The sequence below is a fragment of the Streptomyces sp. AHU1 genome, from assembly GCF_045343905.1.
Taxonomy (GTDB): Bacteria; Actinomycetota; Actinomycetes; order Streptomycetales; family Streptomycetaceae; genus Streptomyces; species Streptomyces triticiradicis.
On the sequence record NZ_CP174283.1, the window covers coordinates 6,246,466 to 6,273,097 of the forward strand.

The window sequence follows — 26,632 nt, forward strand, 5'->3', positions numbered from 1 at the left end:
CCCGGCGTACGGGCGGTGAGGCGGTCGTCCGCCCGGTGGGCGGGGGTCAGCGCTCGGCCGCCGGCGCGTCGAGCGGCCGGGCGGTCCCGGCGTCGAGGGCGTCGCCGTCCTCGCGCACCGTCACCTTGCGCAGGCTCACCGTGGCGAGGGCCGCGGCGCCCAGCAGCAGGACCGCACCGGCGACGGCCGCCGCCTGCATGCCGTGGGTGAACGCCTCCCGCGCGGCGGCGGCCAGTGCCTGTCCGGCGTCGCCCGGCAGCCGGTCGGCCACGGCCAGCGCGCCGCCCAGCGTCTCGTGGGCCGTGGCCGGGGCGCCGGACGGGATGTCGTGGCGGTAGACCGCGGTGCCGACGGAGCCGAGGACCGCCATGCCGAGGGCCCCGCCGAACTCGGCGCCGGTCTCCAGCAGGGAGGCGGCGGCGCCCGTGTTGCCGAGGGGGACGGTGCCGAGGGCGAGGTCCATCATCTGGGACATCACGGTGACGATCCCGGAGGCGAGGACACCCGCGCCGGCCAGCACGAGCCACAGCGAGTCGGTGCCGGCGCAGACCAGCAGTCCGTAGCCGCAGGCGGCGAGGACGAATCCGCCGGAGACGACGTGGGCGCGGTGGACGCCCTTCTGCACGAGCTGGGCCGCGACCGGCGCGGCCACCCCCACCAGGACGGTGGGGAGCAGGGACCACAGGGCGGCGGCCATGGAGCTCTTGCCGAGCACCGACTGGAGGTACTGGGTGGTGAAGTACGCCGAGCCCATCATGCCGAAGGACGAGACGAGGTTGAGGACGACGGCGGGTGCGAAGCCGCGGCCGCGGAACAGGGCGGGGGAGATGAGCGGGGACTTCGCGGTGCGCTGACGGTGGACGAACAGCGCGGTGAAGACCAGGCCGACCAGGACCGAGACGACGTACTCGGTCCTCCAGCCCTCGGCCGGGATCTCCTTGATGCCGTAGATCACCGGCAGGACGGCGGCCATCGACAGCGGCACGCTCAGCAGGTCGAAGCGGCCCGGCTCGGGGTTCTTCGACTCGGGCAGCAGGATCGGGCCGAGGACCAGCAGCAGCACCATCGCGGGCAGGTTGACCAGGAAGACCGATCCCCACCAGAAGTACTGGACGAGCACACCGCTCATCACCGAGCCGAGGGCGATACCGCCGGTCATGACGCCGGACCACAGTCCGATCGCCTTCGCGCGCTGTCCGGGGTCGGTGAACATCGTCCGGATGATCGCCATGGTCGAGGGCATCAGGGTCGCGCCGCCGACGCCGAGGACCGCGCGGGCCGCGATCAGCATCTCGGGGCTGTCGGCGTAGGCGGCGAGCACGGAGGCGGCGCCGAACGCGGCGGCGCCGAACAGGAGCAGCTTGCGGCGCCCTATGCGGTCGCCGAGGGAGCCCATCGTCATCAGCAGGCCGGCGAGCACGAACGCGTAGATGTCGAAGATCCACAGCTGCTGGGTGCCGCTCGGCTCCAGGTCCGCGCTGATCGAGGGGATCGCGAAGTAGAGGACGGAGACGTCCATCGAGACCAGGAGCAGCGGAAGCATCAGGACGCCGAGGGCGGTCCATTCACGGCGGCCGGCCAGGGCGCCGGAGGTGGGGGTCGTGCTCGTCGGGTTCGTCATGGCAGGGACTGTACGCACGTATTAAACGCTTGTCTAGTACGCTCGTATAGGACGAATGTTTTACACGTCTGTATTTGACGTCCGTATGGGACGGTTGTCTAAATCGGGGGTACGCTGACCCGCATGGGACACCGTGAGGATCTGCTCGAAGGCGCCAAGCGCTGCCTGCTGGAGAAGGGCTTCGCGCGCACCACGGCGCGCGACATCGTCAAGGAGTCGGGGACGAACCTGGCGTCCATCGGCTACCACTACGGCTCGAAGGACGCGCTCCTCGCACAGGCGTACGTGGACTTGATCTCCAACGTCGGTGAGACGTTCGGCGCGTTCGCGATGACCGACACCGCGAGCGCGCCCGGCTCCCTGGAGCGCTTCCAGGAGGCGTGGGAGAGCATCACCCGGTCCTTCGTCGAGGACCGGTCCATCTGGATGCTCACCTTCGAGGTGATCACCAACGCGGACCGGCTGCCCACGGTCCGCGACCATCTGGCGAAGGCCTCGGACGAGGGGCGGCGCGGGCTCGTCCCCATGCTGGCCGGCGGAGCGGAGGCCGATGTGGACGACGCCACGATGCGCTCGCTCGGCGGTTTCTACCAGGTCCTGCTCAACGGCCTCAGCGTGCAGTGGCTCTTCGACCCGGACTCGGCGACCGACGCCGCGGAACTGACCGAGGGGCTGCGCCGGGTGATCGACGGGATCGCGAAGTCGGGGAGCCGCTAGGACGTCAGCCCGCAGCGGACGGAGGCCGCTTCGCCGGGCGGTCGGCCGGCGGCGGGGGAAGGGCCGCCGCCCTCCGGTCCCGGAGGGCCGGGGTCAGCGCCGCCAGCATCAGGACGCCCGTGGCGGCGAAGGCCGCCGCGGGGCCCGCCGGCGCCGCCAGGAGGCCGAAGCCGAGGGCGCCGACCCCCATGCCGCCGTCGTAGGCGAGGTTCCACAGCGCGCTCACCGTGCCGTAGCCGGAGGCGGGGACCCGTGCGTACATCAGGCTGAGCGTGGCGTTCTGGGCGATGCCGAAGCCGGTTCCGAGGACGGCCGCTCCGGTCAGGACGGCGGCGGTGCTCCCCGTGAACGCGGTGATCAGCATGCCGGCGGCCGAGAGCAGCAGACCCGGCAGCACGAGCCCCGCGGGCCCGCGCCGGTCGCCGTACCGGCCCGCCGCCCACCGGGCCGCGGTCGACGCGGCGGGCTGGACGAAGAGGGCCGCCGCGACGACCCCGGACGAGCCGGCCGGGACCGCCAGGGGCAGGAACGTGACGATGACGCCGGTCGCCAGGGCCGTGGTCGCGAAGACGACGGCGGGCCGGACCAGGGCGCCGGTGCGCAGCGCGGTCACCATTCCGACGGGTTCCTCCGGCGCCCGCTCCCGGCCGGGCAGGCCCGCCACCGACGCCACGGCGGCGAGCGCGGCCACGCCCGCGGCGAGGGCGACCGGGGTGAAGCCCACGCGCCCGGCCAGCCACACGCCCAGCGGCAGGGCGATCAGGGACGGCACGCCGGAGACCACGCCCACCAGGGCCAGCCCCTCGCCCCTCCGCCCGGCCGGGATCAGTGAGGCGGTCAGCGCCCCTCCGGCCACCAGGGTGAGGGCGAAGCCGAGACCGCGGACCAGGCAGACCAGCACGATCCAGGCCAGGGAGTGCGACAGGGTCAGGGCGAGCGCGGGCGCTCCGAGGAGCACGAGACCGGCGATCAGCGCGGCCCGGTGGCCGTACCGTCCGACCAGACGGGGACCGGCCAGTTCGCCGAGCACGGTGGACAGCATCAGGGCGCCCGTGGCCGGGCCCGCCCCCGACGCCGTCGCGTACGCGGGGACGACCGACAACAGCAGGAAGAAGCTCACCGAGGCTCCGATCATGCTCACGAAGCGGAGCATCAGGGGCCGGGTCAGCAGCGGTGGCCGGCCGGCGGACCGCCGCTGAGGCGTCCGGGAGGTCCGGGGCGTCGGGGAAGGCGTCATGGGAACGACGCTAGGGTCCCGCCGGACCGCCGGTAAGCTCCAATTCCATGCCTCCCGAGTGGGCCGGTCTGTCACCCGAACTGCTGCTGTCCGTCGACCGGGACAGCGGTGAGCAGCTGCGCGCCCAGCTGGAGCGGCAGCTGCGCGAGGCGATCCGCACGGGCCGGCTCGGCGCCGGGGAGCGACTGCCCTCCTCCCGCGGACTCGCCCGCGAGCTCGGTCTGTCGCGTGGCCTCGTCCAGGACTGCTACGCCCAACTCCAGGCGGAGGGCTACCTGGTGACCCGGACCGGCTCCGCCACCCGGGTCGCGGAGGGGGCGCACGTGCCGCCCGCGCCCGCGTCCCGGGAGCGGCCCGCCCCGCGCCTGATCGCCGACTTCCGGCACGGAGTACCGGACTTGGGGAGCTTCCCGCTCGCCGACTGGCTCTGGGCGACCCGTGAGGCGGCCCGCGCGATGCCGACGGCGGACCTCGACTACGGCGATCCGCGCGGGAGTCCGGTGCTGCGCGAGGTACTGGCCGGCTATCTGCGCCGGGTGCGCGCGGCCGCCGCCGATCCCGAGCGGATCGTCGTCTGCTCTGGCTACGCCCAGGGGCTCGGACTGACGCTGCGCGTCCTGGCGCTCGCCGGTGTGCGCGCGGTGGCGTACGAGGACCCGGGCGGACCCGCCACCGCGTCGGCCGCCGCGGGCGTCGCGGGCCTGCGGGCCGTGCCCGTACCGGTCGACGAGGGCGGTGTCGACGTACGGGCGCTCGACGCGACCGGGGCCCGCGCGGTCGTCGTCACCCCGGCCCACCAGTGGCCCACCGGTGTCGTCCTGGCCCCCGAACGCCGGACCGCCCTGATCCGGTGGGCCATGCGGCGGGACGCGTACGTCATCGAGGACGACTACGACGCCGAGTTCCGCTACGACCGGGAGCCGGTGGGTGCCCTCCAGGGGCTGGCCGCCGACCGGGTCGTCTCGATCGGCACCGTCAGCAAGTCGCTCGCCCCGGCCCTGCGCATCGGCTGGATCCTGTGTCCGCCCGCCCTCGCCGCCCCGCTGACGGAGGCCAAGCGCCTAGCCGACCGCGGCTCCCCGGCCCTCGACCAGCTCGCCCTCGCCCGGCTGATCGAGTCCGGGCGCCACGACCGCCATCTGCGCCGGATGCGCACGGTCTACGCGGCCCGGCGCGCGGCCCTGGTCGCCGCGCTGGCCGCGCACGCTCCCGGGGTCCGGCTCACCGGACTGGCCGCGGGGTTCCACGCGGTCCTGCACCTGGAGCCGGCCGCCGACGAACGGTCCGTGATCGCCGCGGCCCGGGAGCGTCTCGTCGGCCTGTACGGCATGAGCGCGTGCCGCTCGGACGGGGCGGTGACGCCGCCCCGGCTGGTGCTCGGCTTCGGCGCCGTGGGGGAGCGGGCGATCACCGAGGGCGTGGCGACGGTCGCCGACCTGCTGACCGACGCGCCCCGCCCACCGCACCCCGGCTGAGCCGGATCAGCCCCCCAGGTCTGCCGGGCAGGCCCCGGCTGCCGGACCGCAACCCCACACGCTCCCCGGGCAGGGGCCTGCTAGGGCCTGTCTGACAATTCCCGTCTGCCGTGCGACGCCATGCACGCCCTCTCGCCGCACCGGCCCCAGACCCGAGTACATCCAGTACGCAGGCCTGGGGCCGGCACTCCCCCAAGCTCTTCGAGCAGGGGGTACCCCCAGAGCACGCACCTGACGCCGCCCGGCCGCCCTTCGGGCGACGACGCGAATTGTCAGACAGGCCCTAGAGCCGCGCGCCCTTCAGCGCCATGTGCAGCAGCAGCCGGTCCTCGCCGTCGTCCAGGTCGAGGCCGGTGAGCTGCTCCACGCGGGACAGGCGGTAGTAGAGCGTCTGACGGTGGATGCCCAACTCGGCCGCCGTGCGCCCGGCCTGGCCCGCGCGGTCGAGGAACACCTCCGCCGTGCGCGCGAGTTCGCGGTGGGCGGTGCCCAGCAGGGCCCTCACTGCGGGGTCGTGGGCCACGTCCGGAGGCAGGGCGGTGAGGAGCCGGAAGGGGCCGATCGCGTCCCACTCGGCGACCGGGCCGAGCCGGGGCTCGGCCAGCACCGCACGCGCGGCCGCGGCGGCCTCGCGCCAGGCGGCCCCCAGCTCCCCGAGTCCCTCCCGGGCCGCGGCGACCCCGGCGGCCACCGCCCCGCCGGACAGGGCTCCCGCCGACCCCCCGGACCGGATTCCCGCCGCCCCGCCGGACCTGGCTCCCGCCGCCCCGCCGGAGCGGGCTTCCGCGGGACCGCCGACGGATGTCGAGGCCGGTCCCGTCCCGCCGGCGGGACCGGGGCCCTTGCCGCGGACGCCCGCGGCCTCCCGCACGAACCGGCCGGCCGCCGTCAGCGCCGGGGTCAGGACGTCCGGCGAACGCAGCCGGACCAGCAGGGCCAGGCTCTGCTCGGTGGTGCCCCACGGAATGGTGCACAGCGCGGTCGCCCCCGGCACCGTACGGGCGGACGGCGCGTCGTCCGGGTCGGCCGAGGGCCAGGGAGCCACGCACACCACCGTGTGCAGACCCTCGCCGCGCGGGCCGAGCGCCGTGCGCAGCTCGGCCACCGCCATGTCCAGCTGCCAGCCGCGCTCGGCGGTCAGGACGGCCCGGAGCTCGCGGGTGAGGTCCGCGCCCGCCTGGGCCTCGTCCGCGAGCAGCGCGCCGATGCGGGAGGCCACCTGCATGGCCCCGGCGAGCTGGGCGTCGGTGGGGCCCGGGTCGTCCTCCAGGAGCCAGACGTAGCCGAGGACGACACCCCGGTGGCGTACCGGAAGGCAGATCCGCCCCCGGTAGACCCCGGCCTCGGGGGTCGGCGGGATGCGGACGGGCCCGGTCGCGCGGGTGATGCCGAACCCCTCGAACCAGGTGCGTACCGCGGTGGTGGACCGCCTGGTGAGGATCGAGCGGGTGCGCACGGGGTCCAGGGCGGACGGGTCGAGGTCGCCCTCGCTGTCGTACGCGCCGAAGGCGATCAGCTCGAAATCACGGTTCTCCAGCGTCGCCGGGACGCCGAGGAGCGCCGAGATCTCGTCGACCAGCTCCTGGTAGTCGCCTCTGTGTTCACCGCTCACGCCCGTATTCTCGCGCATTCCGGCGAGGCCTTCATACATATGTCTGAGATCCGGGGCAGGGATGCGTGACAGCTGTCGATGGCCCCCGATCGGAGATATCCCTAGGTTTCACGGTGGTTCTCCGTGCCGTACCCGAATCGTCGGGATTCGGCCTCCTGCTGCTCTCGTTGTGGAGGTTCCCCGTGCTGGGTCCCGTGATTCTCGCCGCCTCGCGCAGCGACAAGATGCGCCGACTGATCTCGGCCGCCCCGGTGACCAAGCCGGTCGTCGACCGCTTCATCCCCGGCGAGACCGTCGACCAGGTCGTCCCGATCATCAAGGACCTCACGGGCAAGGGCCTGGAGGTCACGATGGACGTCGTCGGCGAGGACATCACGACCCCCGAGCAGTCGTACGCCGCCCGGGACGCCTACCTGGAGCTGATCGGCCGCCTCGAGGAGCTCGGCCTCGGCACCAAGGCCGAGATGTCGGTCAAGCTCTCCATGTTCGGACAGGCCCTGGAGGGCGGCCACGAGCTGGCCCTGGCCAACGTCCGTCCGGTCGTCGAGGCCGCCGCCGCCATCGGCACCACCGTCACGCTGGACGCCGAGGACCACACCACCCTCGACTCGATGTTCGCGATCCACGAGGAGCTGCGGAAGGACTTCCCGCAGACGGGCTGTGTGATCCAGGCGTACCTGTTCCGCACGGAGGCCGACGCCCGCCGCCTCGCCGAGAGCGGCAGCCGCGTCCGTCTGGTGAAGGGCGCCTACAAGGAGCCCGCCGAGGTCGCGTACCAGCAGAAGTCCGAGACCGACAAGGCGTACGTCCGCATCCTGAGGATCCTGATGGAGGGCGAGGGCTACCCGATGATCGGGTCCCACGACCCGCGTCTCATCTCCATCGCGCAGGAGCTGGCCCGCAAGGCCGGGCGCAAGCTGGACGAGTACGAGTTCCAGATGCTGTACGGCATCCGCAGCGACGAGCACGTGCGGCTCGCCGCCGAGGGCCACCGCATGCGCGTCTACACCGCGTACGGCACCGACTGGTACGGCTACTTCATGCGTCGCCTCGCGGAGAAGCCGGCCAACCTGCTCTTCTTCGCCCGCTCGATCCTCACCAAGGGCTGAGACCGAACCACCCGCTCGACTCAAGGAGTTACGGAAAAAATGGACGCTGTGACCCAGGTCCCCACCCCCGTCAACGAGCCGGTGCACGGCTACGCCCCCGGTTCGGCCGAGCGTGCCCGCCTGGAGGCCAAGCTCAAGGAGCTGGCCGAGAACCCGATCGACCTGCCGATGACCATCGGCGGCGAGAAGCGGATGGGCGGCGGCGACCGTTTCGACGTCGTGCAGCCGCACAACCACAAGGCGCGCATCGGCACCTACGCCAACGCCACGCAGGCGGACGCCCAGGACGCGATCGACGCGGCCCTCGCCGCCGCCCCGGCCTGGCGCGCGATGGCCTTCGACGACCGCGCCGCGATCATCCTGCGCGCCGCCGAGCTGCTGGCCGGTCCCTGGCGCGAGACGCTGGCCGCCTCCACCATGCTCGGCCAGTCGAAGACCGCCCAGCAGGCCGAGATCGACACCCCCTGCGAGCTCGTCGACTTCTGGCGCTTCAACGTCCACTACGCCCGCCAGATCCTCGCCGAGCAGCCGCCGGCGAACTCCCCGGGCGTGTGGAACCGCATGGACCACCGCCCGCTGGAGGGCTTCGTCTACGCGATCACGCCGTTCAACTTCACGGCGATCGCGGGCAACCTGCCCACCGCCCCGGCGCTCATGGGCAACGTCGTCGTCTGGAAGCCGTCCCCGACGCAGACCCACGCCGCCGTGCTGCTGATGCAGCTCCTGGAGGAGGCGGGCCTGCCCAAGGGCGTCATCAACCTCGTCACCGGTGACGGCATCGAGGTCTCGAAGGTCGCCCTCGAGCACCGTGACCTGGCCGGCATCCACTTCACGGGCTCGACCAAGACCTTCCAGTACCTGTGGAAGACGGTCGGCAACAACATCGAGAAATACCGCTCCTACCCGCGTCTGGTCGGCGAGACCGGCGGCAAGGACTTCGTGGTCGCCCACCCGTCGGCGGACCGCGCGGTCCTCAAGACCGCCCTGACCCGCGGTTCCTTCGAGTACCAGGGCCAGAAGTGCTCGGCGAGCTCCCGCGCCTACATCCCGGCCTCCATCTGGAACTCCGGTTTCAAGGAGGAGTTCGCGGCCGAGGTCGACTACCTGACCATGGGTGACGTCACCGACCTGTCGAACTTCATCGGCGCGGTCATCGACGAGCGCTCGTTCGCCAAGAACAAGGCGGCCATCGACCGCGCGAAGGCCGACCCGACCTGCACGATCGTCGCGGGCGGCTCGTACGACGACTCCGTCGGCTACTTCGTGCGCCCGACCGTCGTCGAGTGCACGGACCCGGAGAACGAGGTCTTCACGACCGAGTACTTCGGCCCGTTCCTCGCCGTGCACGTCTACGAGGACGACAAGTACGACGAGATGCTGACCCAGATGGAGTCGGCGTCCGACTACGCGCTCACCGGCTCGGTCATCTCCGGTGACCGCGCGGCGGCCGCGTACACGATGGAGAAGCTCCGCTACGCGGCGGGCAACTTCTACATCAACGACAAGTCGACCGGCGCCGTCGTCGGCCAGCAGCCCTTCGGCGGCGGCCGTGCCTCCGGCACCAACGACAAGGCCGGCGCCCCGCAGAACCTGATGCGCTGGACGCTGACCCGCGCCATCAAGGAGACGCTGGTCCCGCCGACCGACTACGGCTACCCGCACATGGGCTGACAGCCGCACGCGGCCGCCGGTCCCCGCACCGGCGGCCCGTCACCCGCTCCGCCCCCGCCTCACGGTCTCCCCCGGCCGTGGAGCGGGGGCGGTTCCACGTTCCCGGCCCGTACGGACGGGCGCGGCGCTATCCGGGGAGCTCCGTCCGCTCCCACCACTCGTACACGGGCAGCCTGCCCTCCGGCGAGTCCGCGTGACGCGGGGTCGCCCTGAAGTGTTCGTATCCACCGCGCAATTCGATCTTCACGTCCGATCCGGGGTCCGGCAGGGGGACGATCCGTTCGGGCAGATCGTCCGGGCCGCCTTCGAGCAGTGCTCTGGTCGCGTCGTTCATGACGTCACCGTTCCCTGCGCCGGAGCCCGATGCGGCATGCCGCGCGGAGGATCAGTCGTGCGGGTGATCCGCCTCCCCGTCGCCGGCCCCGTCAGATCCGGCCGAGGAAGTCCCGGATCAGGGCCGCGATCTGGGCCGCGTGCGTCTCCAGGGCGAAGTGCCCGGTGGGGAGCAGGTGGATCTCGGCGTCCGGGAGGTCGCGGCGGAAGGCGAGGGCGCCCTCGGGGACGAAGATCTCGTCGCCGCCGCCCCAGACGGCCAGGAGCGGGACCCGGCTGGTGCGGAAGTACTCCTGGAACGCCGGGTAGAGCGCGATGTTGGAGCCGTAGTCGGAGATCAGGTCGAGCTGGATCTCGCCCTGGCCGGGGCGGGCCATCAGGGCCGCGTCGTGCTCGTAGGCGTCGGGGCTGACCAGCGTCGGGTCCGCCACGCCGGTCAGGTACTGCCACCGGATCCCGTCCGGGCTGCTGATCGCCCGGACCGGGGCCTCCGTCTCGGGGGTGCGCTCCTCTATCAGCGCCAGCACCGGTGCCCAGGCGTCGGCGCCCAGCCCCTCCTCGTACGCGTTGCCGTTCTGCGTGACGATCGCGGTCACCCGCTCGGGGTGGGCCAGTGCCAGGCGCAGGCCGATCGGGGCGCCGTAGTCCTGGATGTAGAGCGCGTACTCCTTGATGCCGAGCTGCTCCGTGAACCGCTCGGTGATCTCGGCCAGCCGGTCGAAGGAGTACGGGAAGTCCTCGGCGGCCGGGGCGTCCGAGCGGCCGAAGCCGAGGTGGTCGGGGGCGATCAGGTGGTAGCGGTCGGCGAGCAGCGGCAGCAGGTCCCGGAACATGTGCGAGCTGCTCGGGAAGCCGTGCAGCAGGAGTAGGACGGGCGCGTCCGCGGGGCCCGCCTCGCGGTAGGCGATCACGTGGCCGTCGACGGTGGTGGTGCGGTGGTGGACCGGGTGGCTGCCCATGGTCTGATCCCCTAACCCCTGAAAGTCTTCTTGGTGGTGAGAGCAGTTCACCACGCCTGCCTCTAACCGGTCAATAGTTTTTTGGAGGTTAGATTCTCGAGGGTGCGCGATGCCCGCGCGCGGTGACCGCCCGCTCCGGGTCCGTGAGGCGGGAGGGCTGGGATTCCCGTCCCGCGCGTGAATACTGGCCGCATGGCCCCCCGACTGCGGACCGCCCATACGGCGGATCTCGAGCCCGCCGAACTCCGCGCCGTCCGGACCCTGTTGGAGGACGCCTTCGACGGGGACCTCAGGGACGAGGACTGGGACCACGCGCTCGGGGGCCTGCACGTCCTGGTCCACGACCGCCGGGGCCTCGCGGCGCACGGCTCGGTGATACAGCGGCGCGTCCTGCACCGGGGCCGCTCGCTGCGGGTCGGCTACGTGGAGGCGGTCGGGGTGCGTGCCGACGTGCGCCGCGCCGGGCTCGGCGGGCGGGTGATGGCCGAGCTGGAACGGGTCATCGAGGGCGCGTACGGGCTCGGCGCGCTCTGCGCGAGCGAGGACGGGGCCGCCCTCTACGCGGCGCGGGGCTGGCGGCTCTGGCCGGGCCGCGTCTGTGTGCTCGCACCGGACGGGGCGGTCCGCCTCTCCGAGGAGGAAGGCACCGTCTTCGTCCGTCCCGGCACCGCCCGGGGTCCCCTCGACCCGGCCTGCGCGCTGGTCTTCGACTGGCGCGAGGGCGATGTGCTCTGAGGGAAACCCCAGGTCGCGGCCGTGTGACGTAATCCGCCGTCTCAGATAGTAGGAAGTCCGAGTAATTGTGGAGACAGATGACCGGTCCTCGCCTAGCTTGGTAGGAGCCGAACGTCTCGCTCGACCAAGCGAATGGCGGTCGTGAGCCGGAGCCCCTGGCAGGCAACCCCTGCGGCACCGCTCCCCGCCCCTTCCGGCGTCTCGTAAATTCCTCACCGCACTTCCGGCCGCCCGTCCGGGCGCCACCGGAGGCAAGGAGTCGATTCATCATGGCCGAGACGACCGTCCGCCGAGTCCGTCACCTCTCTCGCACGAGCAGCGAGTCCGACCGCAAGAACGCCGCCGCCGCGCTCCAGCGCGCCCTCGACCGCAGGGACAACGGCGGAGCGACGGGCCACTGAGCCCGCCGCCCCCTGAACCGGGAGCCGCACCTCGGTCCCCGGCACCGGCCGCCGCGCGCCGTCGCGCTGTTCAGGTTCCGCGCCGTACCTCGAAGTGGTCGATGCGCTCGCCGCTCTGGGCCAGCGCCGACACTTTGAGCCGGGGCGAGGGGCCCGCCTGCGCCTCCACCGAGAGGAAGGAGAAGCCGGTGTACCGCACCCGTGACCATTCCACGGTGTCCGCCTTCTTCCGCCCCGACTTCGTCCAGTGGAACGTCTCGACGGCCTCGCGCCGGGTGACCCTGCCCTCGTAGCTGTCCTGGACCCCGTCGGGGAAGCTGTAGAGGCTCTTGCCCGCGCCGCCCGCCGTCACGTACACGATCCCGTCCCGGGTCGGATCGGTCGAGGCGCCCGCCGGCACCCGCCGGCCCACCTTGCCGCCCTTGACGGCGTCGGTGCGCTCGTACACGTGGTTGTGCCCGTTGATCACCAGGTCCACCTGGTGCTTGTCGAACAGCGGCACCCAGGCGTCGCGCACCCCTCCGTCGGAGGCGTGCGTCGACGTCGAATAGGCGCAGTGGTGGAAGAAGACGACCACGAAGTCGACCTGGCGGCGCAGCTCCCCGAGCCGCTTGTCGAGCCAGGCCGTCTGCCTGCCCTCCGAGTAGCCCTTGTTGGCGGGGATCTCGTACGAGACGTCGTTGGCGTCCAGCGCGACGACGCCGACGTTGCCGTAGACGAACGAGTAGGCGCCGGGCGCGTGCCGGGGGTCGAAGCCGTTGCCGGGGAGCGTCCAGCGCGCCGACTGGCCGCCGTAGCCGTTCGGCGAGTACCAGGCCTCCATGTCGTGGTTGCCGGTCGTCACCATCCACGGCACGGTCCTCGCGACCGTCTCGGTCTGCTTGAGGAACAGGTCCCAGGCGGCCGGGTCGTAGACGTCCGACTTCTGACCGTGCCCGGTCCCGTCCGCGTAGCAGATGTCGCCGGCGTGCAGATGGAAGGCGGGACCGCGGCCGAGGAGCACCTTGTCGTTCGCCAGCGCGTCGGGGGTGACGCCCTGGTCGCCGAAGGCGGTGAACACGAACTTCTCGGGGTGCGCGGGCGCCGTGCGGAAGTGGCCGATCGTGGAGTGCCGCTCCCTGCTCGCCGGGTCGAAGCCCTCGTGGCCGACGCCGTAGTAGTACGTCGTCCCCGGGTGCAGCCGGTCGAGCGCCGCGTGCAGGTAGTACTGGTCGAGGGCCGCCCGCTGCCCGGCGAGGCCCGGGGTGTGCAGATGGCGGACCTCGGCCTCGATCCTGCGGCTGAGGGTCCAGGGCGTCGGGCCCACCCGGATGTACGGCTTCCTGACCGCGAACGGAACCTGCCAGGAGATCCGCATCTGGGACTTCGGGTCCGCGCCGAAGGCGAGGTGGCGGCCGAACGGGATGACGGCGGAGCCGGGCACCTTGCTGGTGGCCGGGCTCGGCGAGGAGCCGGACGAGGTCCGGGAGGGGGCCCCGGCCGCCCGGGCGCAGCCGGCCAGCACCCCGCCGCCCGCGAAGGCGCTCGCCGCCACGAGGGCCCGGCGCCGGGTGAGGCGCGTCCTCAGGTACTCGTACTGCTCGGCCATGCTCATGTCGCGCGCGAGCTCGTACGGGATGCCGACGTCGGGGACGGGGGACTCGGGGGAGGTCCCCGTGGAGGGAGCGGTCATGTCTGGAAAGTTCCCAGCCCGCATCAACGGCGTTCGTACGTACGGGTGAACGTGGGTCGAAGGGTGGACGCGACGCGACACCACCCTGTCCGTATGGCGGACATCGTGTGTCATTCCATGGGACAAGGAGTACGGTGCCGTCATGTCTCGCAGCATCGATCTCGCAGTGATCCCCGGTGACGGCATCGGCCAGGAAGTCGTGGCCCAGGGGCTCAAAGTCCTCTCCGCCGTCCTCCCGCAGGACGTGAAGCTGGAGACCAAGGAGTTCGACTTCGGCGCCCGGCGCTACCACGCCACCGGTGAGACCCTCACCGACGCCGACCTCGACGCCCTGAAGCAGCACGACGCCATCCTGCTCGGCGCGATCGGCGACCCCTCGGTCCCGTCCGGCGTCCTGGAGCGCGGCTTCCTGCTCAAGCTCCGCTTCGCCTTCGACCACCACGTGAACCTGCGCCCCTCGAAGCTCCTGCCGGGTGTCGAGACCCCGCTGGCCGGTCAGCCCGAGATCGACTTCGTCGTCGTCCGTGAGGGCACCGAGGGCCCGTACACCGGCAACGGCGGCACCATCCGCAAGGGCACCGAGCACGAGGTCGCCACCGAGGTCTCCGTCAACACGGCCTTCGGTGTCGAGCGGGTCGTCCGTGACGCCTTCGCCCGCGCCCAGGCCCGCCCGCGCAAGAAGCTGACGCTGGTCCACAAGAACAACGTGCTGACCTTCGCGGGCCACCTGTGGACGAACATCTTCAACAAGGTGGCCGAGGAGTTCCCCGAGGTCACCACCGACTACATCCACGTGGACGCGGCGACCATCTACCTGGTCACCGACCCCGCCCGCTTCGACGTGATCGTCACCGACAACCTCTTCGGCGACATCATCACCGACCTGGCCGCGGCCGTCTCCGGCGGCATCGGCGTCGCCGCCTCCGGCAACATCAACCCCAGCGGCGAGTTCCCCTCGATGTTCGAGCCCGTGCACGGCTCGGCGCCCGACATCGCGGGCCAGGGCAAGGCCGACCCCAGCGCCACCGTGCTGTCCGTCGCCCTGCTGCTGCGCCACCTCGGCTACGAGGCCGAGGCCGCCCGGATCGAGGAGGCCGTCGCCGCCGACCTCGCCGAGCGGGTCGGCAAGCCCGCCCGCAGCACCGAGGAGATCGGCGACGCGCTCGCCCTGCGCGTAGCCGGCTGACCCGGCGCACCACCCACGTTCCGTGACAGCCGCCGGGTCGCATCCGCACCCGGCGGCTTTCGCCGTTCCCTCGCCGGGTGCCACCATCAGTCCCCTGGGTCATTCCCTGGGCCGTATTCACACCGTTTCGTCCACGGTCCTCCGCGCGCGATAATCGAAGGCGGAGCCGCGGAACGAGGGAATGCTCGGACGTCCTAGCACTGGCCACGGACGGTCCGGGTGTGAGCGCGGCCCGTCACATACAACCGGTGAAGGACAAAACCACTCATGACGCAGCCCACGATCGAGCTCAAGCCCTCCGCCAGTCCGCTCGCCGCCGCCGAGCGCGAGGCGATCCTGGCCAACCCGGGGTTCGGCCGCCACTTCACCGACCACATGGTGACCATCAAGTGGACCGAGGGCCGGGGCTGGCACGACGGCCAGCTCGTTCCGTACGGACCGCTCTCCCTCGACCCGGCGAACATGACCCTGCACTACGCGCAGGAGATCTTCGAGGGCCTCAAGGCCTACCGCCGGCCCGACGGCTCCGTCGCGACCTTCCGCCCCGACAAGAACGCCAAGCGCTTCCAGGCCTCCGCCCGCCGGCTCGGCATGCCCGAGCTGCCCGTGGAGACCTTCATCGAGGCCTGTGACGCGCTGGTCCGCCAGGACCGCGACTGGGTTCCCGCGCACGGCGGCGAGGAGTCGCTCTACCTGCGCCCCTTCATGATCGCCACCGAGGTCGGTCTCGGCGTGAAGCCCGCCAACGAGTACCTCTTCCTCGTCATCGCCTCGCCCGCCGGCGCCTACTTCGCGGGCGGCGTGAAGCCCGTGAAGATCTGGCTCTCCGAGGACCGCGTCCGCGCCGTCCCCGGCGGCATGGGCGACGCGAAGACGGGCGGCAACTACGCCGCCTCGCTGCTCGCGCAGAAGGAGGCCGCCGCCAAGGGCTGCGACCAGGTCTGCTACCTCGACGCGGTCGAGCACAAGTGGATCGAGGAACTCGGCGGCATGAACCTGTACTTCGTGTACGGCGACCGGATCGTCACCCCGTCCCTCACCGGCTCCATCCTGGAGGGCGTCACCCGCGACTCCCTGCTGACCGTCGCCCGCGACCTCGGCTACACCGCCGAGGAGGGCCGCGTCTCCATCGACCAGTGGCAGACCGACGCCGAGAACGGCACCCTCACCGAGGTCTTCGCCTGCGGCACCGCCGCCGTCATCACCCCCGTCGGCACGGTCAAGCGCGCCGGCACCGAGTGGCTCCAGTCCGGCGGCGAGCCCGGCAAGGTCACCCTCCGCCTGCGCGAGGCCCTGCTGGACATCCAGCGCGGCGTCACCGAGGACAAGCACGGCTGGATGCACCCGCTGGGCTGATCCCCGCTCCTCCCACCGGTCCCCGCCTCCCCGACAGGGGTGCGGGGACCGGCTGTCCGTTCGACGCGTAGGGCCCCGGCGACACGGGTATCCACTCAGTCCACGGGGGGGGGAGCGTGTCCTCCGGTGCGCCCGCACGGCCACGGAGGGAGCGCAGGTGAGTGCAAGGTCGCCGCTGGCACGGCCGCACCGGCTGTTACGGGCCCTGCGCACCCCGCGGCGCCCCCAGAGCCTCACGGTCCTCGGCCTGCTCGCCGCCGTCGCCGCCCTGCTGCTCTGGAGCAGCAGCCGGATGGACAACTACGGGGAGAACCTCGCCCTCAACCTCGGCACCGACATCGTCGGGGTCGTCGTCACCGTCTTCGTGATCGGCCCCCTGATCAGCCGCGCCCAGGAGGGCCGCGTCCGCGAGCACACCCGGCTGGACTACGAGTGGTTCAGCGCCCAGGTCCACGGCGCGACCTCGAACGTCAAGGTCCTCGACACCTTCTCCAGCGTCTTCGGCCCGCAGTTCTCCGAGCGGCTGTTCCGCGGCGTCAAGGCGGCCACCGCCCACGGCGCCCGCGTACAGATCCTGCTCCTGGACCCGGACTCCCTGGCGGTCATCCTGCGCGGCCGTGAACTGGGCGGGCGGAGCGCCGACATCCGCCGCGACATCATGCGCAACCTGCGCACCCTGGACCGCTTCGCGCTCCGGCTCGACGAGGAGTGCCGTCACCTCCTCGAAGTGCGCCTGTGCTCCACGTCCCCCGGTGTGACCCTCTACCGCTGGGACGACCGCTCCCTCGTCTCCTTCCTCACCGTCGGCCGCCTCTCCGGCGAGGGCGTCCAGCTCGAGGTGGCCGTCCGGTCCCCGCTCGGCACCTTCGTCGAACAGCGCTTCGACGAGCTGTGGCAGCAGAGCAAGCCGATGGAGGAGTTCACCCATCTGCCGCTGACCCTGGTCGACGCGACCGACGGACGCAGGGCGTTCAGCTGCCGTTTCGTCCGCGCGGACGACGCCCTGTACGTCGCCGGGCACGACCTCGTGTCGTACATGGCACGCCACCGGCTGGACCAACTGTCGGCGCACAGCGACGCCTTGAGCGCCCCCGGCGCACACGAACTCGTCGTGGTGGACGACGAGAGTGAGCTGCACGCCTTACTCATCCAGCACTTCACGGAGAAGTACGATGCGACGGCGACGGCTTTCGTCGAACTGCGGCCTACGGCGCCGTTGACGGAATAGAGGCTCCGGCACCAATGAGTTCAACGCTCAACCCGGCTCCCACGAGCACCCGATCCCCGGACACGAGCCCCCGCTTTCGTGCCTTCACCCCACGTGACCTCGACGGCCTGCTCCAGCGGGTGTCGCTGCCGCCCGACGAACGGCTCGCCCTGCGGGCCGTGGCCGCCGTCCTGCCGTTCCGCACGAACGGCTACGTGGTCGACGAGCTGATCGACTGGACGGCCGTGCCCGACGACCCGATCTTCCGGCTGACGTTCCCGCAGGCCGAGATGCTGCCCGAGTCCGACCTCAAGCAGATGACGGACCTGCTCCGCCACGAGGCCCCGAAGGCCGAGGTGCTGCGCGCGGCCCACGAGATCCGGATGAGGCTCAACCCGCACCCCTCCGGCCAGCTCGACGCCAACGTCCCCGTGCACGAGGGGCGCCGCCTCACCGGTCTCCAGCACAAGTACCCGGAGACGGTGCTGGTCTTCCCGCGCCAGGGCCAGACCTGCCACGCCTACTGCACGTACTGCTTCCGCTGGCCCCAGTTCGTCGGCGAGTCCGACCTGCGCATCGCCACCGACGACATCGCCGCCACGTCCGCCTATCTGCGCGCCCACCCGGAGGTCACCAGCACGCTGATCACGGGCGGCGACCCGATGGTGATGAGCACCGAGGTGCTGCGCCGCTACGTCGAGCCGCTCCTGGAGATCGACACGGTCCGCTCGATCCGCATCGGGACCAAGTCGCTCGCCTTCTGGCCGTACCGTTTCCTCACCGACCGCGACGCCGACGACCTGCTGCGGCTGCTGGAGAAGGTGGTGGCGAGCGGCCGGAACCTCGCCCTGATGGCCCACTTCACGCACCCCCAGGAGCTGCGGCCCCCGGCCGTGCGCGCGGCGATGCGCCGGGTGCGCGACACGGGGGCCGTGATCCGCTGCCAGGGTCCCCTGGTCCGGGGGATCAACGACAGCGCCGGGGCGTGGGCCGAGCTGTGGAACGAGACGACCGCGCTGGGTGCGGTGCCCTACTACCAGTTCGTCGAGCGGGACACCGGCCCGCAGGGCTACTTCGGGGTGCCGCTGGCCCGCTGCCACCAGATCTTCCGCGACGCCTACGCCCAGGTGTCCGGCCTCGCGCGGACCGTGCGCGGCCCGGTCATGTCGGCGATGCCGGGCAAGGTCTGCGTGGACGGGACGGCGGAGGTGGCCGGGGAGAAGGTCTTCGTGCTCCATCTCATCCAGGCCCGCGATCCGGACCTGGTGGGGCGCCCGTTCTTCGCCGCCTACGACGAGCGCGCCACCTGGTTCAGCGACCTAAAGCCGGCTTTCGGCAAGAGCCGGTTCCTGCCCGGGCTCGACCTGGTGTGACACCGGCTGAGCCGAAGCCGATCTAGTCCTCACGCACAGCGACACACTTGGTCGTCCGACCGACGTGTCAACTCACCTGATGCCGCCAATCCCTGGAAGGACGCTGCCGTGAATCTGTCGTCAGCCCAGCTGGGCGTAACCGCTGTCTGGCTACTCGTCGCTGTCCTGCTTGCCATAATCGTTGCACTCGTTGCATCGCTCCTGAAGATCAAAGAGGGTGCCGGGGTCACCGCCATCGTCACCTCTGCGGCTGTCGCTTTCGGGGGCGCGATGGGTCTGCTCGTGGTGACGTTCAGCGCTGTGGGTCTGTTGCGAGGCTGATCTCTGTCTGGGCGGACGCCGGGTTGTTCGTGCCCGAGGCTGCCTTCGGGGTAAGGGCCAGGTAGGCGGCGCCGCCGACCAGGCCCGACAGGATGAAGCTGCAGTCCACCCCGCCCGTCAGGGACAGCAGCGGGCCCTCGTAGGAGGGCAGGGACACGGCCAGCAGACCGACGACGGCGCCGAGCGCCCAGGACGCCGTGGCCCGGACGTTCCAGCCGGCCCGGTACCAGTAGACGCCGCCGCGGGAACGGCGGTTGAAGACCTGGAGGGCGTCGGCGTCGTAGATCCCGCGGCAGCGGACGAAGCCGATCAGGGTGATGACCGCCCACGGGGTGCCGATCGCCGTCAGCAGCAGCACGAACGACGTCATCGCGGACTGGGCGTTCCAGGCGTAGTGGCCGACGAACACGCAGAGCATGGCGACGACGGCGACGGCGCAGGTGGCGCGGGCGCGCGAGGCGCGGGGCAGGATCGCGTCGAGGTCGAGGCCCATCGAGTAGAGCATCAGACCGGCGTTGCCCACCGAGCCCGCGGAGGCGGCCAGCAGCAGCGGTATCAGGTACCAGGTGGGGGACGCCGAGACCAGCGGTCCGGCGTAGTCGAGGGCCGCGCGGGCGCCGTACGCGGTGAAGGTGCCGAAGAGCTGGGGGACCAGCAGACCGGCGATCAGGCCGAGCCAGGTGCCGTGCAGGACCGTGCGGGAGGAGTGGCGCCGGGGCGAGATGTAGCGGGTGTAGTCGCCCAGCAGCGTGATGAACGCGATCGGGCCCGACAGTCCGGCCGCCACCGCCGCGAGGAACCAGGTGGGCCAGTACGAGCCGAGCAGGTAGCCGCCGGCGTCGGGGAGCGAGGTGGTGGTGAAGTGCGGGGCGTACGCGAACACGCCGGCCACCAGGAGCGCCGACATGCCGTAGGAGAGGGCGCGGGACATGGCGAGCAGCACCCGGTAGCCGTAGACGGCGCCCGCGACGGTGGCGGCGGCCAGCACCGTGTAGACGACGGCGTACGTGACCCCGTTCGCCGGGAGACCGAAGAGGCGGCCGAGCACGCCGATCATCACGTCGCCGCCGATCCACACGGTCAGCGCGGTGTAGCCGAGCGCGAGGAGCAGGCCGACGACCGAGCCGACCAGCCGTCCGCGCACGCCGAACTGCGCGCCGGAGGAGGTGGAGAGGTTCGTGCCGGTCCGCAGCGAGACCAGCGCCAGCGGCGCGGTGAGCGCCGTCCCGACGACCGTGCCTGCCACGATCGAGCTGACCGAGGACCACCAGTCGAGCCCGAACGACGGCGGCAGCCAGCCGAAGATGATCACCCCGAGGCAGAGGTTGGAACCGAGCAGGATCGACACGAGGTCGCGCGGCCCGCTGGTGCGTTCCTCGTCGGGGATCGTGTCGACTCCGCGCTGTTCGATCGGCATGGCTGGTCTCCTTTGACGGCCACCTGGCGTGGTGCGGGAAACACCACGAGTTTGAGCGACGCTCAATGTGGCGCCTCCGATGGTCATCCGTCAATGTTTCCCTTCCATGAATCCGGCGTTTAGAGTGACGTTCTAAATGGAGGAAGGCGAGGAGGTGTCGTGGCGTGCGACTGACCCCCACGGAACGTGACCGGCTGCTGCTGTTCTCGGCCGCCGAGCTGGCCCGTGCCCGCCGGGCGCGAGGCCTCAGGCTCAACGTGCCGGAGGCCACCGCGCTGATCGCGGACACCGTCTGCGAGGTGGCCCGCGACGGCGGACGGCTGGCCGAGGCCGTCGAGGCGGCCCGGTCCGTCCTCGGCCCGGGCGACGTCCTGCCCGGCGTCGCGGACATCGTCACCGAGGTGCACGTGGAGGCCGTCTTCGACGACGGCTCGCGCCTCGCGGTGGTGAGCGACCCCATCGGCGGCGGCGGTCTCGGCGAGCGGGCGCCCGGCGCCCTGCTGCCGGGTCCCGGACGCGCCGAGCCCGAGGCCGTCGTCCGGCTGTCCGTGACGAACACGGCCGCCGTCCCGGTCTCCGTCACCTCCCACTTCCACTTCTTCGAGGCCAACCCGCGGCTCGACTTCGACCGTGCCGCGGCCTACGGCATGCGGCTGGCCGTGCCCGCCGGCTCCTCCGTCCGCTTCGGTCCGGGGGAGAGCGCCGAGGTGGGGCTGCTGCCCATCGGCGGGGCGCGCGTCGCGATCGGCTTCGCCGGTCTCGTCGACGGGCCGCTGGACGCCCCCGGGGCCAGGGAAGAGGCCCTGCGCCGGGCCGCCGCCTGCGGCTACCTCGGCGTACCCGAGACCCGTGACCAGGAGACCGAACGATGAGCCGCCCCGGAGGCCACCCCGCCGAGGCCCGCCGCCTCACCCCCCACGAGTACGCCGCCACCCACGGCCCCCGCGCGGGCGACCGCATCCGGCTCGGCGACTCGGGACTGACCGTCCGCGTGGAGTCCGACGCCCAGCTCCCCGGGGACGAGTTCCTCGCCGGATTCGGCAAGACCGCCCGCGACGGACTGCACCTCAAGGCCGCCGCCGTCCGCGAGACCTGCGACGTCGTCGTCAGCAACGTCGTGGTGATCGACGCCGTCCAGGGCATCCGGAAGGTGTCCATCGGCATCCGCGAGGGCCGCATCTGCTCGATCGGGCGGGCCGGCAACCCCGACACCCTCGACGGCGTCGACGTCGTGGTCGGCACCGGCACGTCCATCGTCTCCGGCGAGGGACTCATCGCCACCGCCGGAGCCGTCGACACCCACGTCCACCTGCTGTCGCCGCGCATCATGGAGGCCTCGCTCGCCTCCGGGGTGACGACGGTCATCGGCCAGGAGTTCGGCCCGGTGTGGGGCGTCGGCGTCAACTCGCCCTGGGCACTGCGCCACGCGTTCTCCGCCTTCGACGCCTGGCCCGTCAACATCGGCTTCCTCGGCCGGGGCTCGTCCTCCCACGACGCCCCGCTGATCGAGGCCCTCGCCGAGGGCGGGGCCAGCGGCTTCAAGGTCCACGAGGACATGGGCGCCCACACCCGCGCCCTGGACACGGCCCTGCGGGTCGCCGAGGACCACGACGTCCAGGTGGCCCTGCACAGCGACGGGCTGAACGAGTGCCTGTCGGTCGAGGACACCCTCAGGGTGCTCGAAGGCCGCACCATCCACGCCTTCCACATCGAGGGCTGCGGCGGCGGCCACGTCCCGAACGTGCTGAAGATGGCGGGCGTGCCGAACGTCATCGGGTCCTCGACCAACCCGACCCTGCCCTTCGGCCGGGACGCGGTCGCCGAGCACTACGGCATGATCGTCTCCGTCCACGACCTGAAGACCGACCTGCCGGGCGACGCCGCCATGGCCCGTGACCGCATCCGCGCCGGGACCATGGGCGCCGAGGACGTGCTGCACGACCTGGGCGCCATCGGCATCACCTCCTCCGACGCCCAGGGCATGGGCCGCGCCGGCGAGACCGTGCGCCGCACCTTCGCCATGGCCGGGAAGATGAAGGCCCAGTTCGGCGCCCCCGAGGACCACGACAACGAGCGCGTCCTGCGCTACATGGCCAAACTGACGATCAACCCGGCCATCGCGCACGGCCTCGCCCACGAGGTCGGCTCCATCGAGACCGGCAAGCTCGCCGACATCGTGCTGTGGCGCCCCGAGTACTTCGGCGCCAAACCGCAGCTCGTCCTGAAGTCCGGCTTCCCCGCATACGGCGTCGTCGGCGACCCGAACGCCGCCACCGACACCTGCGAACCCCTCGTCCTCGGACCGCAGTTCGGGGCGCACGGCGCGACCCCCGCCGAGATCTCCGTGGCGTTCGTCGCGCAGGCCGCGCTCGACCAGGGCAACGACACCATGCCCACCCGCCGCCGCCGCGTCGCGGTCCGCGGCACCCGCGGCATCGGCCCCGCCGACCTGCGCCTCAACTCCCGTACCGGAGCGGTCGACGTGGACGGACGCACCGGCCTGGTCACCCTCGACGGTGAACCCCTGCGCTCCGACCCGGCCGACTCGGTCTCCCTCAACCGCCTGTACTTCTTGTAAGGATCCCCCATGTCTGCTGCCGCCGACGGCTTCCGCATGCCCGCCGAGTGGACCCCGCACGAGCGCACCTGGATGGCGTGGCCGGGCCCCAACCCCACCTTCGACAGCCCCGAGGACCTCGCCGCCTCCCGTGCCGCCTGGGCGGCGGTGGCCCGCGCCGTCCGCCGCTTCGAACCCGTCACCGTGGTGTGCGGCCCGGGCCAGTCCGCGCCGGCCGCCGAACTCCTCGGCCCCGGCATCGACCTCGTCGAGCGGGAACTCGACGACGCCTGGATGCGCGACATCGGGCCCACCTTCCTCACCGACGGGCGGGGCGGGCTCGCCGCCGTGGACTGGACGTTCAACGGCTGGGGCGCCCAGGAGTGGGCCCGCTGGGAGCACGACTCCAGGATCGGCGCCGAGGTCGCGGGCCTGGCCGGCGCGAAGACGTACGCCTCCCGGCTGGTCAACGAGGGCGGCGCGATCCACGTCGACGGCGAGGGCACCGTGCTGCTCACCGAGACCGTGCAGCTCGGCCCCGAGCGCAACCCCGGCTGGAGCCGCGAGGAGGTCGAGGCGGAGATCCACGCCCAGCTCGGCACCGAGAAGGCCATCTGGCTGCCGCGCGGCCTGACCGGCGACTACCCCCCGCACGGCTTCGGCACCCTCGGCCACGTCGACATCGTCGCCGCCTTCGCCCGGCCCGGCGTGATCGTCGCCCACTCCCAGCAGGACCCCGCGCACCCCGACCACGAGGTCAGCCGGGAGGTCGTCGGGCTGCTGAGGGCCCAGACCGACGCGCGCGGCCGCGCCATCGAGGTCGTCGAGGTCCCCGCCCCGACCGTCCTGGAGGCCGACGGCCACTGGGCCGACTACTCCTACATCAACCACTACCTCTGCAACGGCGGCGTCGTCCTGTGCGGCTTCGACGACCCGCGCGACGAGACCGCGGCGGACATCTTCCGGCGGCTGTTCCCCGAGCGGAGCGTGACCCTGGTGGACGCACGTACGATCTTCGCGGGCGGCGGTGGCATCCACTGCATCACCCAGCAGCAGCCGAAGGTCTGACAACGGGAGTCACGGATGGCCGGTGCGCGGAGGAACGCGCCACCGCGCGAGGAGGTCCTCGCCGCCGCCATGGAGATGATCGCCGAGCGCGGTCTGGACAAACTCACCATGGCGGCGCTCGGCCGTGAGGTCGGCATGAGCAGCGGCCACCTCCTCTACTACTTCCGCTCCAAGGACGAGCTGCTGCTGCGCACCCTGGAGTGGAGCGAGGGCCGCCTCGGCACCGAGCGCGGCCGGCTGCTCGCCGTGTCCGCGACCGCCCGCGAGCGCCTGGACGCCTACGTCGACCTGTACGTCCCCGACGGCCACCGGGACCCGCACTGGACCCTGTGGCTGGAGGTCTGGAACCACTCCCAGAACGCGGACGACGACGCCCGCGAGCGGCAGGCCGCCATCGAGGGAGCCTGGCACCGGGACCTCGTCGCGCTGCTCGCCGAGGGCGTCTCGCGCGGCGAGTTCCGCCCCCTCGACGCGGACCGCTTCGGCGCCCGGCTGCGCGCCCTGCTGGACGGCTTCTCCATCCACGTGGCGATCGGCCTGCGCGGCACCAGCCGCGAGCAGGTCCTGTCCCAGGTGAAGGAGTTCCTCGACGCGTCGCTGGGCTGAACGGCCGCGCGTCCGCGCCGGTCACGTAGCCCAGTGTTCGCATCCTGAGACGCCGTGTGATCAAGGAGACGGTATGTGCCACACTGCCCCCGTGCTCTCGTTCGCCATGATTATTGGCAGCAGGCGCGCCGGTCCGCAGTGACCGCCACGTACGACCAGGTGCGGGCGGACACCGTCGTCCTCGACCCGCGCGCAGACCTCTCGCACCCGCGAGGGGTTTTTCGCGTTTCTGGCCCACCTTCAGCCGGGAGCGCGGCGCGCGCGGGATCATTGGGGGACGGTGGAGCCGGTCATTCCGGTAGACCGAGTTTCAACACAGGAGCCTTGAGACCATGACCGAGACCAGCGAAGTCGACGATTCCTTCCACGTCTTCGACACGACGCTGCGCGACGGCGCGCAGCGCGAGGGCATCAACCTCACCGTGGCGGACAAACTGGCCATCGCGCGGCACCTGGACGACTTCGGGGTGGGCTTCATCGAGGGCGGCTGGCCCGGCGCCAACCCCCGCGACACCGAGTTCTTCGCCCGCGCCGCCCAGGAGATCGACTTCCGGCACGCGCGGCTCGTGGCCTTCGGCGCGACCCGCCGGGCCGGCGGCAAGGCCGCGGAGGACCCCCAGGTCAAGGCACTCCTGGACTCGGGTGCCCCGGTGATCACGCTGGTCGCCAAGTCCCACGACCGGCACGTGGAGCTCGCGCTGCGCACCACGCTGGAGGAGAACCTGGAGATGGTCCGCGACACCGTCTCGCACCTGGTCGCCCAGGGGCGGCGGGTGTTCGTGGACTGCGAGCACTTCTTCGACGGCTACCGCGCCAACCCGGAGTACGCGAAGTCCGTGGTCCGGGCCGCGCACGAGGCCGGCGCCGACGTGGTGGTGCTCTGCGACACCAACGGCGGGATGCTCCCGGCGCAGGTCCAAGCCGTGGTCTCCACCGTCCTGGCCGACACCGGGGCCCGGCTCGGCATCCACGCCCAGGACGACACCGGCTGCGCGGTCGCCAACACCCTGGCCGCCGTCGACGCGGGCGCCACCCACGTCCAGTGCACCGCCAACGGCTACGGCGAGCGGGTCGGCAACTCCAACCTCTTCCCGGTCGTCGCCGCCCTGGAGCTCAAGTACGGCAAGAAGGTGCTCCCCGAGGGCGCGCTGCGGGAGATGACCCGGATCTCGCACGCGATCGCCGAGGTCGTCAACCTCACCCCCTCCACCCACCAGCCCTACGTGGGAGTCTCGGCGTTCGCGCACAAGGCGGGCCTGCACGCCTCCGCGATCAAGGTGGACCCGGACCTCTACCAGCACATCGACCCCGAGCAGGTCGGCAACACCATGCGGATGCTGGTCTCCGACATGGCCGGCCGCGCCTCCATCGAGCTCAAGGGCAAGGAGCTCGGCGTCGACCTCGGCGGCGACCGCGAACTGGTCGGCCGGGTCGTCGAACGCGTCAAGGAGCGCGAGCTCAAGGGCTACACCTACGAAGCCGCCGACGCCTCCTTCGAGCTGCTGCTGCGCGCCGAGGCCGAGGGCAGGGCGCGCACCTACTTCGAGGTCGAGTCCTGGCGGGCCATCGTCGAGGACCGCCCCGACGGCAGCCACGCCAACGAGGCCACGGTCAAGCTCTTCGCCAAGGGCGAGCGCATCGTCGCCACCGCCGAGGGCAACGGCCCGGTCAACGCCCTCGACCGCGCCCTGCGCGTCGCCCTGGAGACGATCTACCCCCAGCTCGCCAAGCTGGAGCTGGTCGACTACAAGGTCCGCATCCTGGAGGGCAAGCACGGCACGCAGTCCACGACCCGCGTCCTCATCTCCACCTCCGACGGCACGGGGGAGTGGTCCACGGTCGGCGTCGCCGAGAACGTCATCGCCGCGTCCTGGCAGGCACTGGAGGACGCCTACACCTACGGTCTGCTCCGGGCCGGGGTGGAACCCGCCTCGTAGACGCGCCCCGGACGCCGGGGATGCGGGAACCCCGCCCCCCGGCGTCCGTGCCGTCCGGCCCC

General features: G+C 71.9%; 23 protein-coding genes. 16 read left to right on the forward strand and 7 right to left on the reverse strand.

The genetic code is table 11. The annotated features are described in order from the left end of the window. Positions 1-46: 46 nt before the first annotated feature. Positions 47-1,621 (reverse strand): MFS transporter, encoded by a 1,575-nt coding sequence (locus tag ACICHK_RS27910; protein ID WP_406839013.1) that lies wholly within the window; start codon positions 1,619-1,621, stop codon positions 47-49. 123 nt (positions 1,622-1,744) lie between these two features. Here ACICHK_RS27910 and ACICHK_RS27915 point away from each other — a divergent pair, with 123 nt between their 5' ends. Beyond that, a complete protein-coding gene (locus ACICHK_RS27915; protein WP_406839014.1) occupies positions 1,745-2,338 on the forward strand; it encodes a TetR/AcrR family transcriptional regulator in 594 nt (197 codons plus the stop codon). Positions 2,339-2,342: 4 nt separating this feature from the next. On the opposite strand, the gene ACICHK_RS27920 is transcribed toward ACICHK_RS27915, so the two are convergent. Continuing rightward, on the reverse strand, positions 2,343-3,473 hold the full coding sequence (locus ACICHK_RS27920) for an MFS transporter (RefSeq protein ID WP_406841337.1): 1,131 nt from the start codon (positions 3,471-3,473) through the stop codon (positions 2,343-2,345). 149 nt (positions 3,474-3,622) lie between these two features. Between ACICHK_RS27920 and ACICHK_RS27925 the strand changes: the two genes are divergently transcribed. Then, positions 3,623-5,050, forward strand: coding sequence for a PLP-dependent aminotransferase family protein (locus tag ACICHK_RS27925; RefSeq protein WP_406839015.1), 1,428 nt, complete (start codon positions 3,623-3,625; stop codon positions 5,048-5,050). 283 nt (positions 5,051-5,333) lie between these two features. On the opposite strand, the gene ACICHK_RS27930 is transcribed toward ACICHK_RS27925, so the two are convergent. Next, on the reverse strand, positions 5,334-6,680 hold the full coding sequence (locus ACICHK_RS27930; protein ID WP_406839016.1) for a PucR family transcriptional regulator: 1,347 nt from the start codon (positions 6,678-6,680) through the stop codon (positions 5,334-5,336). Positions 6,681-6,844: 164 nt separating this feature from the next. On the opposite strand from ACICHK_RS27930, the gene ACICHK_RS27935 reads away from it, so the two are divergent. Then, the gene (locus ACICHK_RS27935; RefSeq protein WP_406839017.1) at positions 6,845-7,771 is read left to right on the forward strand and encodes a proline dehydrogenase family protein; all 927 of its coding nucleotides are present in this window, start codon (positions 6,845-6,847) and stop codon (positions 7,769-7,771) included. A gap of 39 nt (positions 7,772-7,810) precedes the next feature. Further along, positions 7,811-9,442: an L-glutamate gamma-semialdehyde dehydrogenase gene (gene pruA, locus ACICHK_RS27940; RefSeq protein WP_151472089.1), complete on the forward strand. Its 1,632-nt coding sequence runs from the start codon at positions 7,811-7,813 to the stop codon at positions 9,440-9,442. Positions 9,443-9,569: 127 nt separating this feature from the next. Here the strand turns inward: pruA and ACICHK_RS27945 are convergent, their stop codons facing one another. After that, the gene (locus tag ACICHK_RS27945; RefSeq protein ID WP_151472090.1) at positions 9,570-9,776 is read right to left on the reverse strand and encodes a DUF5988 family protein; all 207 of its coding nucleotides are present in this window, start codon (positions 9,774-9,776) and stop codon (positions 9,570-9,572) included. Between the two features lie 91 nt (positions 9,777-9,867). After that, positions 9,868-10,734 (reverse strand): alpha/beta fold hydrolase, encoded by an 867-nt coding sequence (locus ACICHK_RS27950; protein WP_406839018.1) that lies wholly within the window; start codon positions 10,732-10,734, stop codon positions 9,868-9,870. Between the two features lie 192 nt (positions 10,735-10,926). Here ACICHK_RS27950 and ACICHK_RS27955 point away from each other — a divergent pair, with 192 nt between their 5' ends. Together ACICHK_RS27955 and ACICHK_RS27960 are read left to right on the forward strand one after the other, a co-directional pair. Continuing rightward, positions 10,927-11,469 (forward strand): GNAT family N-acetyltransferase, encoded by a 543-nt coding sequence (locus ACICHK_RS27955; RefSeq protein WP_406839019.1) that lies wholly within the window; start codon positions 10,927-10,929, stop codon positions 11,467-11,469. A gap of 269 nt (positions 11,470-11,738) precedes the next feature. Beyond that, positions 11,739-11,870, forward strand: a complete 132-nt coding sequence (locus ACICHK_RS27960; RefSeq protein ID WP_103550476.1) for a hypothetical protein — start codon at positions 11,739-11,741, stop codon at positions 11,868-11,870. 70 nt (positions 11,871-11,940) lie between these two features. Here ACICHK_RS27960 and ACICHK_RS27965 read toward each other — a convergent pair whose 3' ends face one another. Further along, entirely contained in the window at positions 11,941-13,542 is a 1,602-nt protein-coding gene (locus ACICHK_RS27965) for a purple acid phosphatase family protein (protein WP_406839020.1), read from the reverse strand. A gap of 142 nt (positions 13,543-13,684) precedes the next feature. Here ACICHK_RS27965 and ACICHK_RS27970 point away from each other — a divergent pair, with 142 nt between their 5' ends. The 5 genes from ACICHK_RS27970 to ACICHK_RS27990 all read left to right on the forward strand — a co-directional run bounded on the left by ACICHK_RS27970 (position 13,685) and on the right by ACICHK_RS27990 (position 18,985). Then, positions 13,685-14,728, forward strand: coding sequence for a 3-isopropylmalate dehydrogenase (locus ACICHK_RS27970; protein ID WP_406839021.1), 1,044 nt, complete (start codon positions 13,685-13,687; stop codon positions 14,726-14,728). 267 nt (positions 14,729-14,995) lie between these two features. Next, the gene (locus ACICHK_RS27975) at positions 14,996-16,084 is read left to right on the forward strand and encodes a branched-chain amino acid aminotransferase (protein WP_151472095.1); all 1,089 of its coding nucleotides are present in this window, start codon (positions 14,996-14,998) and stop codon (positions 16,082-16,084) included. 157 nt (positions 16,085-16,241) lie between these two features. Next, positions 16,242-17,312: a hypothetical protein gene (locus ACICHK_RS27980; RefSeq protein ID WP_406839022.1), complete on the forward strand. Its 1,071-nt coding sequence runs from the start codon at positions 16,242-16,244 to the stop codon at positions 17,310-17,312. A gap of 14 nt (positions 17,313-17,326) precedes the next feature. After that, entirely contained in the window at positions 17,327-18,664 is a 1,338-nt protein-coding gene (locus ACICHK_RS27985; RefSeq protein WP_406839023.1) for a KamA family radical SAM protein, read from the forward strand. A 108-nt stretch (positions 18,665-18,772) separates the two neighbouring features. Next, positions 18,773-18,985: a hypothetical protein gene (locus ACICHK_RS27990; protein ID WP_240657849.1), complete on the forward strand. Its 213-nt coding sequence runs from the start codon at positions 18,773-18,775 to the stop codon at positions 18,983-18,985. Here the strand turns inward: ACICHK_RS27990 and ACICHK_RS27995 are convergent. After that, positions 18,957-20,402, reverse strand: coding sequence for a cytosine permease (locus ACICHK_RS27995; protein ID WP_406839024.1), 1,446 nt, complete (start codon positions 20,400-20,402; stop codon positions 18,957-18,959). The genes ACICHK_RS27990 and ACICHK_RS27995 overlap by 29 nt on opposite strands. Positions 20,403-20,566: 164 nt before the next feature. Here ACICHK_RS27995 and ureA point away from each other — a divergent pair, with 164 nt between their 5' ends. The 5 genes from ureA to cimA all read left to right on the forward strand — a co-directional run bounded on the left by ureA (position 20,567) and on the right by cimA (position 26,570). Beyond that, a complete protein-coding gene (gene ureA, locus ACICHK_RS28000; RefSeq protein WP_406839025.1) occupies positions 20,567-21,274 on the forward strand; it encodes an urease subunit gamma in 708 nt (235 codons plus the stop codon). Continuing rightward, positions 21,271-22,980: an urease subunit alpha gene (locus ACICHK_RS28005; protein WP_406839026.1), complete on the forward strand. Its 1,710-nt coding sequence runs from the start codon at positions 21,271-21,273 to the stop codon at positions 22,978-22,980. Before ureA ends, ACICHK_RS28005 begins: the two co-directional genes overlap by 4 nt. Positions 22,981-22,989: 9 nt before the next feature. Then, positions 22,990-24,027: an agmatine/peptidylarginine deiminase gene (locus tag ACICHK_RS28010; protein WP_406839027.1), complete on the forward strand. Its 1,038-nt coding sequence runs from the start codon at positions 22,990-22,992 to the stop codon at positions 24,025-24,027. Between the two features lie 15 nt (positions 24,028-24,042). Then, positions 24,043-24,633 (forward strand): TetR/AcrR family transcriptional regulator, encoded by a 591-nt coding sequence (locus ACICHK_RS28015; protein WP_151472102.1) that lies wholly within the window; start codon positions 24,043-24,045, stop codon positions 24,631-24,633. Positions 24,634-24,965: 332 nt separating this feature from the next. Further along, positions 24,966-26,570 carry a citramalate synthase gene (cimA, locus tag ACICHK_RS28020; protein ID WP_406839028.1) on the forward strand — a complete coding sequence of 535 codons (1,605 nt, stop codon included), beginning with the start codon at positions 24,966-24,968 and terminating at the stop codon, positions 26,568-26,570. Positions 26,571-26,632: the final 62 nt, after the last annotated feature.